This is a genomic window from Methylococcales bacterium (genome assembly GCA_030949405.1).
Classification (GTDB): domain Bacteria; phylum Pseudomonadota; class Gammaproteobacteria; order Methylococcales; family Methylomonadaceae; genus WTBX01.
Genome location: JAUZSN010000002.1, coordinates 1708617 through 1725077, shown reverse-complemented (window position 1 = coordinate 1725077; position 16461 = coordinate 1708617). Strand labels below are relative to the sequence as shown.

The following is a 16461-nucleotide window of genomic DNA, read 5'->3' as shown; positions in this document are numbered from 1 at the left end:
AATCGGTTGTTTATAATAAAAAATAAGGGGAATTAAATTATGGAAAAAAAAGTCATTCCAAAATTAAACATTGATACAATAATGCAAAAATTAAGAGATGAAAATAAACAGTCACAGGTCGTTGAAACAGCGTCAGCCGTCGCCGTGGAATCACAATTAAAGTTGAACTTAAATTTGGATATCTCTTTATTAGCCCCGTTGGAAAAATTAAAAAAAGTAGACACTGTTTTTCCAAATAACAACCGTTATCATATTAATGATTTTTGTGTTCATCACGATGAATTATTTATAACAAATATTTTTAAAGGGCTTTTAAAACGAAAACCCGATGCCGAGGAAATGAATCATTATCTTTTATTGGCACGACAGGGACAACTGTCAAAAAAAGAAATTGTTGCCAAAATACGGTTTTCAAAAGAAGGGCGAAAAAGAGGCATCACAGTCAAGGGATTAAAAATTCCTTATACCGTAATGCTCATTGGAAAAATACCGTTAATTGGTTTTATTTTCAAAATAATAATGGCAATCATACGATTACCTTTGCTCATTAATCAAATTCGCCAATTAGAAGCCCATAGTCAAATTCCTGAAATAAAAGTGGAGCAATTGGCTGAAATTTTAGAAGTTAAATTAAAAAATGCACTCGAGGATCGGTTACAAATAAACTTAGAAGAAAAGTTGAATAGTTTGCACCTCGCGATCGCACAAAAAGCCGAACGTTCCGAATTAGTAAATAAAGTCGAACGTTCTGAATTAGATGCTAAAGCCGAACGTTCCGAATTAGCCAGTAAAGTTAACCGAACTGAATTAGAAGAAAAAGTCGATTATATTTCCCTAACATCCCTACTCGAAGCAAAAGTAGACTACCCTGCTTTATATAAGGAGTTAGAATTACGAGTCGATTATGGTTCCTTAGAAATTAATTTAGCCACGAAAGCCAATCAAACGGAAATGATTAAGGCCTTAGAAAAAATTAACGCCAATAAATGTCGTCTCGATGAACATAAAACAACCTTTAGTGATCATAAAATTAATCTTATCGATAATCAGCGTCGATTAAATTTATTATTAGAAGAAGCTAGAAAACGCTTACCCGAACCTTTTTCTGTTGAACAACTGACCACAATAGCCAAAGAAGAAGATCATATTTTTGATGCGATGTATGTGGCCTTTGAAGATAAATTTAGAGGAACGCGTAACGATATACAACAACGTCAAAAAGTTTATTTACCCACGCTTGAAGCGGCCTTAAATGCAACCAATAAATCCTTAGTTTTAGATATGGGCTGTGGTCGAGGGGAATGGTTAGAATTATTGCAAAATCAGAATATTCGTGCCGAAGGGGTGGATTTAAATTGCATTATGATCCGAGAGTGTGAACAGCGAGGATTACAGGCAACCGAGGCTGATATTCTTGATTATTTACGTCCTCTTCAAGACAGTAGCATTGGTGCCGTAACAGGCTTTCATATCATTGAACATTTACCCTTTAAAGTTTTAATTGCTTTTTTTGATGAGTGCTTAAGAGTTCTTAAACCTGGAGGGACCATTATTTTTGAAACGCCTAACCCTGAAAACTTACTAGTCGGCGGGTGTAATTTTTACACCGATCCTTCGCATCACAACCCCCTTGTCCCAGAGACTATGCGCTTTACAATTGAACAACGCGGCTTTGAAAAAACTGAAATTAAACGCCTACACAAATATTCAGATTTTTATGAAACCACCTCAGATGATGAGTTTATCAAAGCGCATTTTTACAATGAAATGGATTACGCAATTATTGGGCATAAAGTATGAAACGGGTTGCTGTATTAGGGGCTCAAGTGCCTTTTGTTAGAGGGGGTGCTGAGTTATTAAATGAAAGTTTAGTCAAAGAAATTAACAAACTGGATGGAATTCAAGCAGAACTCATTCAATTACCCTTTAAATGGTATCCTGAAGAGCAAATGCTTAATGATATAGCGGCTTGGCGGTTATTAGATTTATCAGAAAGCTGCGGTAAAAAAATTGATTTAGTGATTCCCACTAAATTTCCCACTTATGCTGCCCAACACAGTAATAAAATACTATGGTTGGTTCATCAGCATCGAGTGTTATACGACCTTGAAAATACAGAATTTGATTACCCTGAAGAGATAAAGCGTCAATCAAATTCAGATATTATACGTAATAAAATTAGAAAAATAGATGTTGATTTTATTTCAGAATCCGTAAAAAAATACACGATTGCGGACAATGTAACCGCTCGTTTACAAAATTTTAATGGCATTCGTGCTGAAACTTTGTATCCACCCGCCCCCTTTGCCGATAAAATAGTGTCGGGGGATTATGGGGATTATGTCTTATTTATTGGTCGTATAGAAAAAATGAAACGGGCTGATTTACTGGTTAAAGCCATGATGCTCAGTTCTAAAAAAACAAAAGCTTATTTTATTGGAACAGGCTCAGAAAGTGATAATCTTCAAGCATTGATTGAAGCGAATAAATTAACCGATCGCTGTAAAATGCTCGGTTATGTAAGTGAAGAAGAACTGAGTAATTATTTAGCCCATTGCAAAGCTGTTTTTTATGCCCCTTATGATGAGGATTATGGTTATGCGACTATTGAAGCTTTTTTAGCTAAAAAACCCGTCATAACCTGTTATGATTCAGGTGAGGTAGCCACCCTTGTTCAAAATACAGAAAGTGGATTTGTGGTTGAAAATAAACCCGAAGCCATTGCCCATACGCTTAAAAAATTATATGAGTTATCACCGTCCCAATTAAAAAAGATGGCTCGTAATGGCTATGACTTTGCAAAATCAATTAGCTGGAATAACGTCTTAGAAAAGCTCGTTTTGGAAAATATCTAATGAAGATCGCCTTATTAAGCCCACTCCCCCCGCAACAAAGTGGAATTTCTGATTATGTTTTTCATTTATTAAAGGGATTTAATCATCATAAAACGGTAACGATTACTCTGTTTTCTAATGCGATGATTGATAACCTACTTAATTGCAAGGTTATAAATATTAATACACTCGCGGATAATAATGCATTGGATGATTACGATTTAATTATTTATCAGTTAGGAAATAATATTCATTATCATCACTATATGCTGGCATTATTAAAAAAATACGGGGGCATTGTTCATTTACATGATTTAGTCTTACATCATATGATTGCAGGAATGAATTATGAAAATGAACAAATGACCGCAGGCTATTTTAATATTATCGAAAATCATTATGGCAAAGAAAATAAAGCCTATATTGAGAGAAAATTAACTGAGGGGACTTCGGTATGGGAATCAAATGAAGTGATTGATTTCCCCTTATTTGAAGAATTTGTTCAATATGCCGATAGCTGTATTGTTCATTCTCAATATGCTTTAAATCGAGTCAAAGCGGTGTTTCCACGACTGAATGTTTATTGCATTGAACAATTATACGATTTAAAACCGTTACCTAAAAAAATCAAGGCTTCAAACTGTTTAAGAATTGGGGTCTTTGGCGGAGTTGATTTACAAAAAAAAGTAGATACTGTCATTGAAGTACTTGCGAGCATTCAAGCACTGGATCAACCCTTTGATTTTAGACTCGATGTCGTCGGTGCGGTTAACGAAACCTGTCAATCTATTTTTTCATTACCCGCAGAACTGGGTTTAGACGATAAGGTTTTTATTCACGGACGGATTGATGAAGCTTACTACCATGAGTTACTAATCCAAACCGATGTAATTGTGGCTTTAAGGGTTCCCACGATGGGTGAAACCTCAGCGGTTGTTATGCAAGGGTTACAATTGGGTATTCCTGTGATTGTGAATAATGTAGGCTGGTATCATGAGTTACCTGACGTTGTTGATAAAGTTTCCGCTGTAGAATTAAAACAAGGCTTACAAGCATTATTACTCAAATATTTAGAGACTGATTATTTACACCTAAAAACAGCCGCTATTACAGCGTATGCGTTAGAACATTTTAATTTTGAATCCTATATAGAACATTACCAAGCTATTTTATATCATGAATATAATGGCCAGTTAAATAAACCCCTTTACCCTCGGTTAGCTAAAGTTTTTAACGAACTTGATATTATTGATGATGATATTTTATTACGCGGCTGTTTGAAAAAAATTGAAGCCATTTTTTAAATTTAATCATTCCGTTAAAACAAGATAGGAATGATTAAAAATATAAGGTAAAAATAAGCGAATCAACCGTCCACTTTTTTTACAAACATTGACTTTAATTTCATCGCGCCAATCCCATTAATTTTACAATCAATATCATGATCACCCTCGACAAGGCGAATATTTTTAACTTTTGTGCCAATTTTTACCACCAGTGATGAGCCTTTTACTTTTAAATCCTTGATAACCGTCACCGTATCGCCATCCATTAACAAGTTACCATTAACATCTTTAATTTGGTTTTCATTTTCTAAAACGTCTTCATCCGCACTTTTTACCCACTCATGAGCGCATTCTGGACAAATATACATAGCCCCATCTTCATACGTATATTCAGAATTACATTCTATACAACGGGGTAAATCACTCATAACTACAGCCTCTATTGATTGGTTAAACTAAATTTTTCAGCCCTATCTTACTATAGATCAAGTTATGATAGGAATTCCTTCAAATTGAAACCTTCATTTTTTTGATCGCATTATTATTTGTTAAACTGGCCTTCAATTTTTAAATTATTAGGACTCAATCCATTGAATATTGAATTAGAAACATTAGACGAAACCGAGCATTTTGCAGCAGCACTTTGGAATGCCCTACCCCCTAACTATTTAATTTTTTTACACGGTCAACTGGGTGCTGGTAAAACAACCTTAGTACGCAGTCTATTAAGAGCGGCAGGCTATCAAGGGGCCGTAAAGAGTCCAACCTATACCTTAGTTGAAGAATATGAAATAAATCAGCAAAAAATATTTCATTTCGATTTATACCGTATTGCCGACCCTGAAGAGTTAGAACTCATCGGGATTCGAGATTATATGGAAGAACAATCTATTTGCTTTATAGAATGGGCTGAATTAGGTGAAAACTTCCTACCTGAACCCGATCTAGTTTTAAACTTTAGGGTTGAAGCGGATAAAAGGATTTTAAAATTGTCTAAAAAATCACAAAAAACTATCGAACTAAAATGGAAAAACAATAACCTACTGCTATAATCTAATCCAAGTTATTATTAGGATAGAACATGCATATCTTCTGGAAATTATTTTTATTGATCGGGCTACAATTTTTAGCATTCGCATCCGTTGCAAATCAAGTTGAAATTAGTGCGGTTAACTATTCAAACGATATTACCCATTCACGTGTTGTTTTTGATACCTCATCTTCGATTGTTCGTAATGTTTTTTTATTAGATGCCCCATCACGTCTAGTAATTGATTTTAAAAATGCACGGTTAAATAAACAACTTACACAACCGCCAACAAGTCATCCGCATTTTAAACGCATCCGCAGTGGTAAAAAAAATGCAGCGGATTTAAGAGTCGTTGTTGATTTAAAACACACGGTACAACAAAGTAATTTTAATATTGCCCCCTATGAAAAAAAAGGGCATCGTTTTGTTGTTGATTTAACCAATGCCTCAAAAAATATAACCCTTGTCCCCTCAATTAATCGCCCCCCTACGTTAAATAACTATCCTATTCTAGCCTCTAAAGGCACCCCAAAAACAATCTTAACAAAGAGCCAAGATATTATCATCGCTATTGATGCAGGGCATGGCGGGATTGATTCGGGAGCAAAGGGCCCTGAGGGAACACAAGAGAAAAAAGTCGTCTTTGCAATTGCACAAAAACTGGCAACATTGATTAATCAAAAAATAGGAATGCGCGCCATCTTAGTTCGTAAAGGGGATTATTATATTAAGCTAAGAAAACGAATGGAAATTGCACGCGCAGCAAAAGCAGACTTATTTATTTCTATTCATGCGGATGCGTTTAAAAATTCTGAAGTACGAGGGGCCTCGGTATTTACATTATCTCGTAACGGTGCATCCAGCGAAGCCGCTCATTGGTTAGCCAATCATGAAAATTCTGCCGATTTAGTGGGGGGGGTAAGTCTTGATGATAAAGATGATATATTAGCCTCCGTTTTATTGGATTTATCACAAAATGCAACAAAGGAAGCCAGTCGTAAGGTGGCAAGTAAAGTCTTAAAGCATTTCAAATCCATCGGAAAACTGCATAAGCATCAAGTACAAAAAGCTGCATTTGCGGTTTTAAAATCCCCAGACATCCCTTCTATATTGGTGGAAACAGCGTTTATTTCTAATCCCTATGAAGAGAGAAATTTATTAAGCCGCACCCATCAAGCTAAAATTGCTAATGCAATTTTCAATGGAGTCGTCAGTTATTTTAAAGAATACGCACCTGCCAATACCCGAATGGCCGCGATACGCTAATTTTATTAATTTCTTAAGTGACGCTTTATGATTATTCACCCCATCATAAAGCTAACATTAAACCCTAAATACTATTAACCCTATGGCGCAATACCTTCAAAATTTTTATTATTATCCGATGGATTTATTTTTAACTCTTGTTGATAATAAGCCTGTATTTTTTCGGCATCAAATGATAATAACGTTCCACCTGACTCAAAGTGCTGCCTAAAAACAGTTCCTATTGCGTAAGTAGACGTACAACCTAAGACAGAGCGGCTAATAATGCCTACCGCCATTCCATATCCAGGTACGAGACTCACTAAATTACTTGAAAATGAAGCAGGAATACTGCTACCCACCAGTGATGCAATAATAGATTTTGCTAAATCTTTTGAAAAAGAGACCTCGTAAATTGTGGATAAACGCTGAATCATTTTTAATTGGATGCCCGTTAATAAGGCAATATCAACAAATGTCATCGGAATAACCCCCACACCCGCTGATACCATGGTGTATTTTAAAATAGATTTTTCTGCTGATGATGAACATTCATTACATTCATTAGACATAATTTTTCTCCAAATAGATTAAAAAAACTTCCAGTCTTCAACATAACTACTGGTAATAAAACGAGGATAGCCTGGATCTGCTCGAAAATTAGTCATATCATAACGAATATATTGATTACCATGAAAAAAATATACTTTGCCATTCCCCCAATAAATAGCGGCATCAATACGATCAAAGACAACCCCTGACCAGCGTTTTCGAATCAATGCAGGATAACCTTCTTCGACTTTTCTATCACGAATGTTATAACGAACATATTGATTACCACAGAAAAAATATAACGAATTTTCACCTGCATTTAATGCCGCATCAATACGCTGAAAGGGAAGGTTTTCCCAGCCTTCGGCAATTTTTTTAGGGTAGCCCTCATCAACGCTCTGATTCTCAATATCGTAACGTAAATATTGATTATCACTAAAAAAGAATAATTTTTTCTCTAAACTTCCCCCATTTTTATCCCATAATTTATCGCCTTTAAAGGCGGCATCAATCATTTCAAAACCTTTAATAGTTTTGAATACAGGCCATTTTTCAGCCAAGGGTTTAGGTCTTTCACTCATTGACTTTTCAATATCGTAACAAAAATACTTTTTACTACTAATAAAGTAAATACTCCGTTCGATTCCTAAAATAGCGGTAATCGGGGTAAAGCTTGTCGCGGTTTTATAAGCCTCTGCAAGAGCTTTTGACTGGATAGGATCATCAATTAACGTCCATATTCCCGCGACTTCCAATTCAATGACTTGCGGGTTATCCTTAATAGTCATCAACCATTGAGTATAAACCGTTTCATCAAGCGTACTTAAACCCGCCAATTTTAATTCATCCCCCCCTTTACCTGACACCGTACATTGTGAATTACTCTGAACTTTTTGTTGCTTGTTTTTTAATTCAGTACTTATTTTTTGATCACCAGAACCTGTCGCAGAAACCTGCAAACTGGCTTGAATATCCGTTTTACTCAGTTCACTTGTTTTTTTGATAGTCATAGCGAAATTAGCTTTACCCCCCACCCAAACACGTTTTACATAATGCGTGCCATAACGCTCAAAAAATTTTTCATAATTTCTTCTGTCCGTATGTTTAAATGGCGCAGGAATTTTTAAATCAAACTTACAATGATACGCTTCAGGTAAGTAAACACTCCACAGGGGAATAAATGAGGTGCGTAAAGCATAATAAACTTCTCCCTCATTCTGAGATTGTTTGCTATAGCTTGCACTAGCATCAACCGTAAATAAACCGTTTCCCATCGCTAAATTACTGTCTAAACTCACTTGACAATTCATCTGCTCCCAAGACTCTTCAATAATTAATTGATTCAACGCCTTGTTAGGTGGCATAGGAGGGCTATTATTAACCCCATAATTATCAGGAATTGAATAGTTTATGTTCGTTTCTGAGGAGTAAAAACAATCTTCATTTAAGGTTTGTTCAAATAAAATTGTTTTAAGTTCGTAAGGCTGATGGGGGTCTTAAATAAATACCACGACCAACCACTTCTAAACCAGGTAAGGGAAGATTTTTATTCATTAGAATTATATTTATCCAAATAAGAAAAAAGGCATAATTACCCCGATATTTTTAACATTAAAAAATTAGGTATAAAACAACGACTTCCATTGTACACTTATTGCTTAGGAGTATGATGCTTTATACCGCTCAAACATTGAGCTTAAACCTGATAACTTGATAAACATTAGTCTCTATGGAAAAATAACAGACGGCGTTATAATACCTACATTCTACACTCAACCTTCAACACGCTCGAATAAAATCTATTGACCATGAAAATATTGAATCTTTATTTTAAAAACATCAACTCATTAGAGGGTGAAAGCCTAATTGATTTTCAAAAAAAACCACTCGTAAATGCAGGTGTTTTTGCCATTATTGGTCCAAATGGCTCTGGAAAATCAAGTATTTTAGATGCGATTAGTTTAGCTTTTTACGGAGAAACTTTTCGTTTTGATCGACCTGCGGATCATGTGATGACACAGAATACTGCCGAAAGTTTTGCACAAGTTGAGTTTTTATTGGCTGATAAAAAATTTAGAAGTCGTTGGCAAGTCAACCGTAAAAATAACAAAGTGAAAGGGGCGTTATTAGACCCTACCATGCGTTTATTTGCTTTAAATAAACAAGGGGAAGAATTATTAGCCGAATCATTACAGACGGTCACGACAACAATAAATGAAATTATGGGGATGGATTTTCATAGTTTCAGTCGCTCGATGCTGTTAGCTCAAGGTGATTTTGCCGCTTTTTTAAATGGGCTGGATAATGAACGCATTGATATTTTGGAAAAAATGAGTAGCCATGATATTTATGATGAACATAAACAGCAACTGATCACCAAAAAACAACAATCTGAACACGCATTAACACAGATTAAAGACGATTTAGATCAACTTCCCTTAATGTCTTCGATAGAAACTGAAGCATGTGCGCATGATTTACTGGATTTTAATGAACAGCTTAATGACTATCGACGGCAACAAAATGAAGCTAAAGTACAATTAGCATGGCATCAACGAATCAAATCGTTTGAACAACAACACGCTGAACTGAATAAAAAACACGCCATAACGCGTGAGAAAACCAAACTACTACAAAAAAAATTACAAAAAATTAACGCCGTAATGGATGTCGTTACCTTTAAAGACGATGTTGATACCTTAGATCGGCAACAAAAAAATTATAAGCAAAGTCAACTGGATTATGACCGCAGTAAAAGAGAATTAAAACAACTTGAGAAACAACAACAGCAACTTACGACTCAAATTGACCTCCGTGTTATTGAGGGTAAAAATACGGTTGAGCAAAAAAAGGTTATTGATGATATACGTTATCAAGTTAAACAAAAAAATGTTGTTTTAAAAACCGAATCCAGTGCTATTGAACTGATCCACAAAGAATTAACCACACATAAAAATAAACACGCTGATGTCATTACTTGGATGACCGCTCATTCAGCCGACAAGACCTTATTAGACGGGTTCCCTGAAACCAAAAAACTTAAACAATCTCGGCTAACGTTAGCTCAATTAGAAAAAAACTATGCAGCTGTTGAAAAACAAATGCTTGAAACACAGCAATTATTAGAAAAAAAACAAGCCACAGAACATCTCAGTGCTAGTAATTTATTAGAAATGAAACAAGACCTTGTTAATGCTGAAAAAAAATTAGCAGTCATGATTCAAGAAACACCGTTAATTGAACGCCAACAACAGGTGGATTACCAACAAAAACGAGTTAATGGTTTTAAAGAATTATATACCCTCGCAAAAGTTAATAACCAAGTAACAAAAAAAGGGTTTTTAGGCTTTTTTAGTGCTAAAAAAACGGCAGAACGATTAACCATCAAGCAATTAGAACAACAAGCCGCCGAGATAACCGCTCAAATAAGTGAAGCACAATTTTTAAGGAATACCTTAGAAAAAGCAATTATCAACGAAACTTTATTAAAAAAAATGCAGCAACATAGAGTGCATTTAGAAACCGATAAACCCTGCCCTTTATGTGGTTCTTTAGAGCATCCCTTTATCAAAAACCCACCAAGAGAGTCCGATTCACAACAGATTCTAAAAGACCAAAATATCAAACTACAAATATTGGTTATTAAAGCGGATAAACTTAAAAAGCAAATTTTTAATGCCGAAAAACGCGATAAAAAAGAAGAAACGAATGATAATAATTTACAACTTAATAATTCTCAATGGCATATTTTAAGTAATAAACTTAATGTTGCAGGCCATAAAATGGACATTGGTAATTTTTCATTAATGAAAGACTTATTAAAGAAAGAAGAGGAGGATTTGAGTGAATTTAAACAATCCCTAATCGTACTCCAGCAACAGTACTTATTAATTGAAAAACTGAACAAACAATTAGTGATTGAAAAAGAAAAGATATCTGAGTTAAAAATAGCGTTAGAACAACTCAGTAACCAAACTGAAAAAATACCTCAATCCCTTGCGACATTGAAAGTAGAGCTTGAAACATCGGTCACTAACGAAAAATCATTAACCGATAAAACGAACACACAATTAGCCCTATTAAATGAAAAAATGCCTTTAAAAAATAAAGATGCTCAACTTACTGAGCGTTTAAAGATTCGAGAACAAGATTACCAAGCTCACCAAGAAAGCGAACAACAGACTGCAAAAAAATTAACACAATTGAATGAAAAATTGACTGACAGTCAACAAAAAATGGCGCAGTTGAACGAGGATATTTTAGACAATGAAAAAAAATTAACCCACGAAGAATCCATTGGCCTACATTTAACCCTGCTTGAAAAACAAGGCTTAATTGTTGATGTTGAACACGAGTCTCAAAAAAAACAACAGCAATTAGAAACGCTAGAACACGCCTTGAAAGATAAACTAGATACCAGTCAATACTCAAACTTAGCTGCGCTGAAAGAAGCCTTGGTTTTAGTCGCTGAGAAAGAAACCGTTGAAGCGCAATATGCAAACTTACAGCAACAACTTGAACAGATGGACACAGAAAATGCTCAATTACAGGAACGCTCAGAGGCCGAAAAAAATCGGGCCATTAGCTCGCTTAATGTAGCCGAGTTAGAGGCCAATACCCGCGCCCTCAATGAAAAAATAAGCATTGCCAATGATGAAGTCCGTCATCTAAATGATAAGCAACGAAGTCAAACGCGTTTAGAACAGCAACAACAGCTTTTATCGGAAAAATTACAATATCAATTACAAGACTTTAATGAATCCGAAACTAATTTACGTGAAAGTAATGAAAATGGTCACGTTTTTCGTCGTCGTGTTCAATTAAAAATGGCGACAAAATTATTATCACAAACCAATACTATTTTAGAAAAAATTAGTGGGCGTTATTACGTTCGCCAAGCCCCTAGTGAAACAGGGTTAGCCTTAGAAATTGAGGATACAAATCAACAAAATAGTCGACGCTTACCTCAATCATTATCAGGCGGTGAAAGTTTTGTTGTCAGTCTAGCGTTAGCCCTAGGTCTCTCTGAATTAGCAAATAATGGTAAGGCGATGAATACGTTATTTTTAGATGAAGGCTTTGGTAATTTGGATTCAGAAACACTCTATACCGTAGTGACGACCTTACAAAATTTAAAAGCCCAAGGAAAAATAGTCGGGGTTATTTCTCATGTCGATGGGGTTAAAAAGCGGATTAAAACTCGCATTGAAATGATTAAAAAACCCAATGGGTTAAGTAAATTACGTAAAATTTCCTAATCACACGGTTCAACTCACCCGTTAACATGAATAAAAATAGAAGACGCGGTGAAGCATCGTGTCTTTACCGTTATTTTTTTAATTGTATGGCGTGTACCTGTTGTAAGTTTTTAACCTGCCAATGCGCAATAGCCCAGTTTAAAAGTTCGTTCACCGACGCGCCTTTTAATGTCACTGGGGGCTGTTGCTTTAAAAGTTCAAGAATATAAAAAAGCGTCTTTTCAGGTTGATGCTTATCAATGGCTTTAGCAAAGGTTTGCTTGCTCAGTTTTTGACCTTTTTCATCCATAATAATTGGACTGTGTAGATAATTAGGCGTGGGGAAGCTTAATAATTTTTGTAAGTATAACTGTCGAGGAGTCGAGGTTAATAAATCCATCCCTCGTAGTACATGATTAACGCGCTGCTGATTATCATCAACGACAACCGCGAGTTGATAGGCAATAATCTTATCTTTGCGCTGAATAATAAAATCCCCCTCATCCGTCGATAAATTATGAGTCGTTAACCCCTGTAATTCGTCTTGAAAATGAATAATCTGTTCGGTGGTTTTAACACGCAAAGCAACCTCTTTATCCGCCGCTATAACTTTATCGCGACAAAACTGAGGGTAAATTCCCTGACTATTTGCATCCGCAAGGTTTTTACGGCTACATATACACGGGTAAATACGTTGCTGTTGACGTAATTGCTTAATAACGGCCTGATAACGATGAGCGTGTTGGCTTTGATAGAAAACAGACTCATCCCAATGTAAACCAAAAACGTCAAGTGTTCTTAGAATATCATCGCTCGCCCCCACATAATTGCGTGGCGTATCAAGATCATCCATTCTAACAAGCCATTGTCCTTGATGAGCGCGTGCATCTAAAAAACTTGCAACCGCCGTATAAAGTGACCCTAAATGCAACTGACCTGTCGGCGAGGGCGCAAATCGCCCTCGGTAAATAAAAGAATCCGTCAGCGAAAAATCACCCCATTTGTTTTTCACGGATTTCATCTAAAGTTTTACAATCAATACACAAGGTTGCCGTCGGTCTTGCTTCAAGACGACGAACCCCTATTTCAATACCACATGAATCACAATAACCATAATCATCCGATTCAATAGACTCTAACGCTTCATCAATTTTTTTAATCAATTTACGCTCTCGATCACGAGTTCTGAGTTCTAAGCTGAATTCAGATTCTTGTGTCGCCCTGTCATTAGGATCAGGAAAATTGGCCGCATCATCTTGCATATGATGAACCGTGCGATCAACCTCTGCTCTCAACTCATTTTTCCAGTTGCTAAGTATTTTATTAAAATGAGCTTGTTGTGGCTCATTCATATACTCTTCACCTTCTTTTTCTTGATAAGGCATAAAACTGAAAGGGCTTTCACCTCTTTTAGACTCGGTCATCCATTAGCTCCTAAGCGTAATTAAAAACTGCGCATTTTTAACAGAATAGTGAGCAGTTAGCAAGAAATATTGTTATTATCACTCAAATTTTATTTAAAAACAGAGTGAAAAACACACCCCTCGTATGGCAACACGAATGGCTAATATTTTATTATTTTTTATTTCATTCTATTATCACAGCGAGTAAAATAATTAAAAAACCAAGGGCATGACCCTATTTATTTATAAATGGGTGAGCCTTATTTTTCAACCCCTGACCTCATTATTCAAGCTAAAATGAACTTTATTCAACAAGGTGAAATAAAATAATCATCGGCTGAGAGACCGTCTTTATTGCGAAAAATTATACCCCCACATTATTAGCGATAATTATGATGTTAACGTAACCGCCTAGATTTTTTTATTGGGCATTTTTTATTAACCTTAGCGGCAACGTTGAACCTTGATGAAGAATGACGCAAGCCCAATCTTTGTTATCCCTGTAATCGTACTTTTGGACGTTTATTTAATGGAAAACCCCCCCTTTTTAGCGGGTTATCAGTATTTACGCGTTATTTATACCCTCTCGATTGAAACCATTAAAGAAGCCATGACCCGATTAGAAAAATTTATAAACTAATGAGGTTATTCACGCCACGCTTAAGAACGCATAGCCCGTATTAATAATCTAATTTTATGCTCGCTGCCGTAGGGATTGAAAATATTCAAGTCTTAATTGCCCCCTCTGATCCTAGAAAAAAACCGTTACACTACAATAAAAATACACAGGCTCTTTGGGTGAATACTCTTTACCAGAGGCTTAACATTGAATTTAATCAATTCAAAATAAATAAGCCGTCATAAAACGCCTGACTAATGCAACCTAACCGAGTGTAAAAACCAAATGAATCACTATAAAAATTCCCCTGTTGCCACTGAAAAACTACCTGACGGTATCCCTTTTATTGTGGGTAATGAGGCGGCTGAACGTTTTAGTTATTATGGAATGCGAGCGATCTTAGTTGTCTTTATGACCCAGTATATGACCAATACACAGGGACAACTGGATGTAATGAGTGAAGCGGAGGCTCAAGGTTTTTTTCATTTATTTGTTTCCGCTGTTTATTTAACGCCTCTATTAGGGGCTTTATTAGCGGATGGCGTGTTAGGAAAATATCGAACTATTATTTGCTTGTCCATTGTCTATTGTTTTGGCCATTTTGCATTAGCATTAGATGACACCCGTATGGGCTTATTAATTGGGCAGAGTTTAATTGCATTAGGGGCGGGGGGAATTAAACCGTGTGTATCTTCTCATCTTGGCGATCAATTTGGCCGAACCAATCAACATTTATTAAGTAAGGTCTTCGGCTGGTTTTATCTATCCATTAACTTAGGCGCGTTTGCAGCCATGTTGATTATTCCTTGGGTATTACAACACTATGGCTCATCATGGGCCTTTGGTCTTCCTGGCCTAGTCATGTTATTAGCCACAATCTCTTTTTGGTGGGGCCGTCATCGTTTTGTACACATTCCCCCCGCAGGCATGAATTTTGTTAAAGAATCATTAAGTTGAGTCGGCTTAATGACTTTAGGTAAATTAAGCAGTATCTATCTATTTGTCGCCATGTTTTGGGCCTTATTTGAACAAATAGGTTCATCTTGGGTATTACAAGCACAAAAAATGGATCGAGTTTTATGGGGAGTTGAAGTCTTACCATCACAAGTCCAAGCGGCCAACCCTTTATTAATTATCCTCTTAGTCCCCCTTTTTTCCTATGGCATTTACCCGCTTTTAAACCGCCTATTTGAATTAACCGCCTTACGAAAAATTGCCATCGGCATGTTTATTACCGCGATTGCTTTTGCTGTTCCTGCCTTGATTCAAATGCAAATAGATGATGGTTTAACGCCTTCCATTGCATGGCAATTATTAGCCTATGTTTTATTAACCGCCGCAGAAGTCATGGTTTCAGTCACCTGCTTAGAGTTTTCATATACCCAAGCACCCAACAGTATGAAATCGTTTGTCATGGCCTTTTTCTTTATGTCGGTTGCGATCGGTAATTTATTTACCAGTGCGGTTAATTTTTTTATTATTAATGCCGATGGCAGTAGTAAATTAGCAGGTGCAAGCTATTTTTGGTTTTTTACGGGGCTTATGTTTGTAACGGCGGTCTTGTTTTTAGGGGTCATTCGTTACTATAAAGAACAAAATCATTTACAACTAGAAAAATAACCATTCCCCCCTAAATTATCCTTACTCACTCAAATCATTTTTAGCGATATTTCATCTCTTTACCTAATTTTATACGTTGAATCAGCAACCTCAGCTTATTCAAAAATCACTTCTGTTGATATTGAAGCCTCTAATTTGCATAAGGCTTCAATAAGTTCTACCCCAAAATAAACGCCTGTGGATTTTTCTTCAACAGATGCCGTATAAATCGCTGAAAAATATATTTCTACCGTTTCGTTTTTATAGGGTAAAAGTATTTTTTGTAACTCATAAAATTTTTTAAGAAAGTTAAGCATAAACCGCTCTTCATTCAAATAGATTTTAAAGGGGTTGGTAACACCATCATGACTAAAATAAGCCTTTGGTGTTTTCCAAGTACTTACACGCCCTAACTTTAATGCAGTGACCGGTGATCTTGGATAGTTTTTTTCTCGGTATAAAATCTTTGCATTCAAAATATTCATATCATCTGAAAAATTTTTAGCCTGAAAATCAGACCCAAAAACTTTCAGATGACAATAATCAAGATTTGGCATTCCCCCTCCCCTTTATTCAACATTTAACCTAAAATATTCAGTGCTTAAATATTTGAACCATTAATTTAAGTTTTAGAAAAAAAAGGTTATCTCATTCCT

Annotated in this window: 15 protein-coding genes; 9 read left to right on the top strand and 6 right to left on the bottom strand. The window is 35.8% G+C overall.

Going from position 1 to position 16461, the window contains the following annotated elements; genetic code table 11:
- The first annotated feature begins 39 nt into the window (after positions 1–39).
- From Q9M50_08975 to Q9M50_08965, 3 genes are read left to right on the top strand one after another with little or no spacing between them, the layout of a single operon-like run.
- Complete coding sequence (locus Q9M50_08975) at positions 40–1800, top strand: methyltransferase domain-containing protein (protein MDQ7090764.1); 1761 nt, start codon at positions 40–42, stop codon at positions 1798–1800.
- A complete protein-coding gene (locus tag Q9M50_08970) occupies positions 1797–2855 on the top strand; it encodes a glycosyltransferase family 4 protein (GenBank protein MDQ7090763.1) in 1059 nt (352 codons plus the stop codon). Before Q9M50_08975 ends, Q9M50_08970 begins: the two co-directional genes overlap by 4 nt.
- On the top strand, positions 2855–4138 hold the full coding sequence (locus Q9M50_08965; protein MDQ7090762.1) for a glycosyltransferase: 1284 nt from the start codon (positions 2855–2857) through the stop codon (positions 4136–4138). The genes Q9M50_08970 and Q9M50_08965 overlap by 1 nt, the downstream gene beginning before the upstream one ends.
- Positions 4139–4200: 62 nt before the next feature.
- Here the strand turns inward: Q9M50_08965 and Q9M50_08960 are convergent, their stop codons facing one another.
- Positions 4201–4548 (bottom strand): zinc ribbon domain-containing protein YjdM, encoded by a 348-nt coding sequence (locus Q9M50_08960; GenBank protein ID MDQ7090761.1) that lies wholly within the window; start codon positions 4546–4548, stop codon positions 4201–4203.
- A 162-nt stretch (positions 4549–4710) separates the two neighbouring features.
- Here Q9M50_08960 and tsaE point away from each other — a divergent pair, with 162 nt between their 5' ends.
- A complete protein-coding gene (gene tsaE / locus Q9M50_08955) occupies positions 4711–5172 on the top strand; it encodes a tRNA (adenosine(37)-N6)-threonylcarbamoyltransferase complex ATPase subunit type 1 TsaE (GenBank protein ID MDQ7090760.1) in 462 nt (153 codons plus the stop codon).
- Between the two features lie 29 nt (positions 5173–5201).
- Entirely contained in the window at positions 5202–6416 is a 1215-nt protein-coding gene (locus Q9M50_08950) for an N-acetylmuramoyl-L-alanine amidase (GenBank protein ID MDQ7090759.1), read from the top strand.
- A gap of 80 nt (positions 6417–6496) precedes the next feature.
- On the opposite strand, the gene Q9M50_08945 is transcribed toward Q9M50_08950, so the two are convergent.
- The gene (locus tag Q9M50_08945; protein MDQ7090758.1) at positions 6497–6967 is read right to left on the bottom strand and encodes a DUF697 domain-containing protein; all 471 of its coding nucleotides are present in this window, start codon (positions 6965–6967) and stop codon (positions 6497–6499) included.
- 18 nt (positions 6968–6985) lie between these two features.
- Positions 6986–8311: a hemopexin repeat-containing protein gene (locus Q9M50_08940; protein ID MDQ7090757.1), complete on the bottom strand. Its 1326-nt coding sequence runs from the start codon at positions 8309–8311 to the stop codon at positions 6986–6988.
- Positions 8312–8755: 444 nt separating this feature from the next.
- On the opposite strand from Q9M50_08940, the gene Q9M50_08935 reads away from it, so the two are divergent.
- Complete coding sequence (locus Q9M50_08935; protein MDQ7090756.1) at positions 8756–12205, top strand: AAA family ATPase; 3450 nt, start codon at positions 8756–8758, stop codon at positions 12203–12205.
- Positions 12206–12275: 70 nt separating this feature from the next.
- On the opposite strand, the gene gluQRS is transcribed toward Q9M50_08935, so the two are convergent.
- Together gluQRS and dksA are read right to left on the bottom strand one after the other, a co-directional pair.
- Positions 12276–13196: a tRNA glutamyl-Q(34) synthetase GluQRS gene (gene gluQRS / locus Q9M50_08930; GenBank protein MDQ7090755.1), complete on the bottom strand. Its 921-nt coding sequence runs from the start codon at positions 13194–13196 to the stop codon at positions 12276–12278.
- Positions 13177–13608: an RNA polymerase-binding protein DksA gene (gene dksA, locus Q9M50_08925; protein ID MDQ7090754.1), complete on the bottom strand. Its 432-nt coding sequence runs from the start codon at positions 13606–13608 to the stop codon at positions 13177–13179. Before dksA ends, gluQRS begins: the two co-directional genes overlap by 20 nt.
- 675 nt (positions 13609–14283) lie before the next feature.
- On the opposite strand from dksA, the gene Q9M50_08920 reads away from it, so the two are divergent.
- The 3 genes from Q9M50_08920 to Q9M50_08910 are packed head-to-tail and all read left to right on the top strand — an operon-like array spanning position 14284 to position 15826.
- A complete protein-coding gene (locus Q9M50_08920; GenBank protein MDQ7090753.1) occupies positions 14284–14451 on the top strand; it encodes a hypothetical protein in 168 nt (55 codons plus the stop codon).
- A 40-nt stretch (positions 14452–14491) separates the two neighbouring features.
- On the top strand, positions 14492–15163 hold the full coding sequence (locus tag Q9M50_08915) for an MFS transporter (protein MDQ7090752.1): 672 nt from the start codon (positions 14492–14494) through the stop codon (positions 15161–15163).
- 9 nt (positions 15164–15172) lie between these two features.
- Positions 15173–15826: a hypothetical protein gene (locus Q9M50_08910; protein MDQ7090751.1), complete on the top strand. Its 654-nt coding sequence runs from the start codon at positions 15173–15175 to the stop codon at positions 15824–15826.
- A gap of 95 nt (positions 15827–15921) precedes the next feature.
- Here the strand turns inward: Q9M50_08910 and Q9M50_08905 are convergent, their stop codons facing one another.
- On the bottom strand, positions 15922–16362 hold the full coding sequence (locus Q9M50_08905; protein ID MDQ7090750.1) for a hypothetical protein: 441 nt from the start codon (positions 16360–16362) through the stop codon (positions 15922–15924).
- Positions 16363–16461 lie beyond the last annotated feature (99 nt).

Excerpts from the sequence above, each read along its gene's own strand:
- Q9M50_08975 (MDQ7090764.1), top strand. The coding sequence starts at position 40 with ATGGAAAAAAAAGTCATTCCAAAATTAAACATTGATACAATAATGCAA.
- Q9M50_08970 (MDQ7090763.1), top strand. The coding sequence starts at position 1,797 with ATGAAACGGGTTGCTGTATTAGGGGCTCAAGTGCCTTTTGTTAGAGGG.
- Q9M50_08965 (MDQ7090762.1), top strand. The coding sequence starts at position 2,855 with ATGAAGATCGCCTTATTAAGCCCACTCCCCCCGCAACAAAGTGGAATT.
- Q9M50_08960 (MDQ7090761.1), bottom strand. The coding sequence starts at position 4,548 with ATGAGTGATTTACCCCGTTGTATAGAATGTAATTCTGAATATACGTAT.
- Q9M50_08950 (MDQ7090759.1), top strand. The coding sequence starts at position 5,202 with ATGCATATCTTCTGGAAATTATTTTTATTGATCGGGCTACAATTTTTA.
- Q9M50_08945 (MDQ7090758.1), bottom strand. The coding sequence starts at position 6,967 with ATGTCTAATGAATGTAATGAATGTTCATCATCAGCAGAAAAATCTATT.
- Q9M50_08940 (MDQ7090757.1), bottom strand. The coding sequence starts at position 8,311 with ATGCCACCTAACAAGGCGTTGAATCAATTAATTATTGAAGAGTCTTGG.
- Q9M50_08935 (MDQ7090756.1), top strand. The coding sequence starts at position 8,756 with ATGAAAATATTGAATCTTTATTTTAAAAACATCAACTCATTAGAGGGT.
- dksA (MDQ7090754.1), bottom strand. The coding sequence starts at position 13,608 with ATGACCGAGTCTAAAAGAGGTGAAAGCCCTTTCAGTTTTATGCCTTAT.
- Q9M50_08920 (MDQ7090753.1), top strand. The coding sequence starts at position 14,284 with ATGCTCGCTGCCGTAGGGATTGAAAATATTCAAGTCTTAATTGCCCCC.
- Q9M50_08915 (MDQ7090752.1), top strand. The coding sequence starts at position 14,492 with ATGAATCACTATAAAAATTCCCCTGTTGCCACTGAAAAACTACCTGAC.
- Q9M50_08910 (MDQ7090751.1), top strand. The coding sequence starts at position 15,173 with ATGACTTTAGGTAAATTAAGCAGTATCTATCTATTTGTCGCCATGTTT.
- Q9M50_08905 (MDQ7090750.1), bottom strand. The coding sequence starts at position 16,362 with ATGCCAAATCTTGATTATTGTCATCTGAAAGTTTTTGGGTCTGATTTT.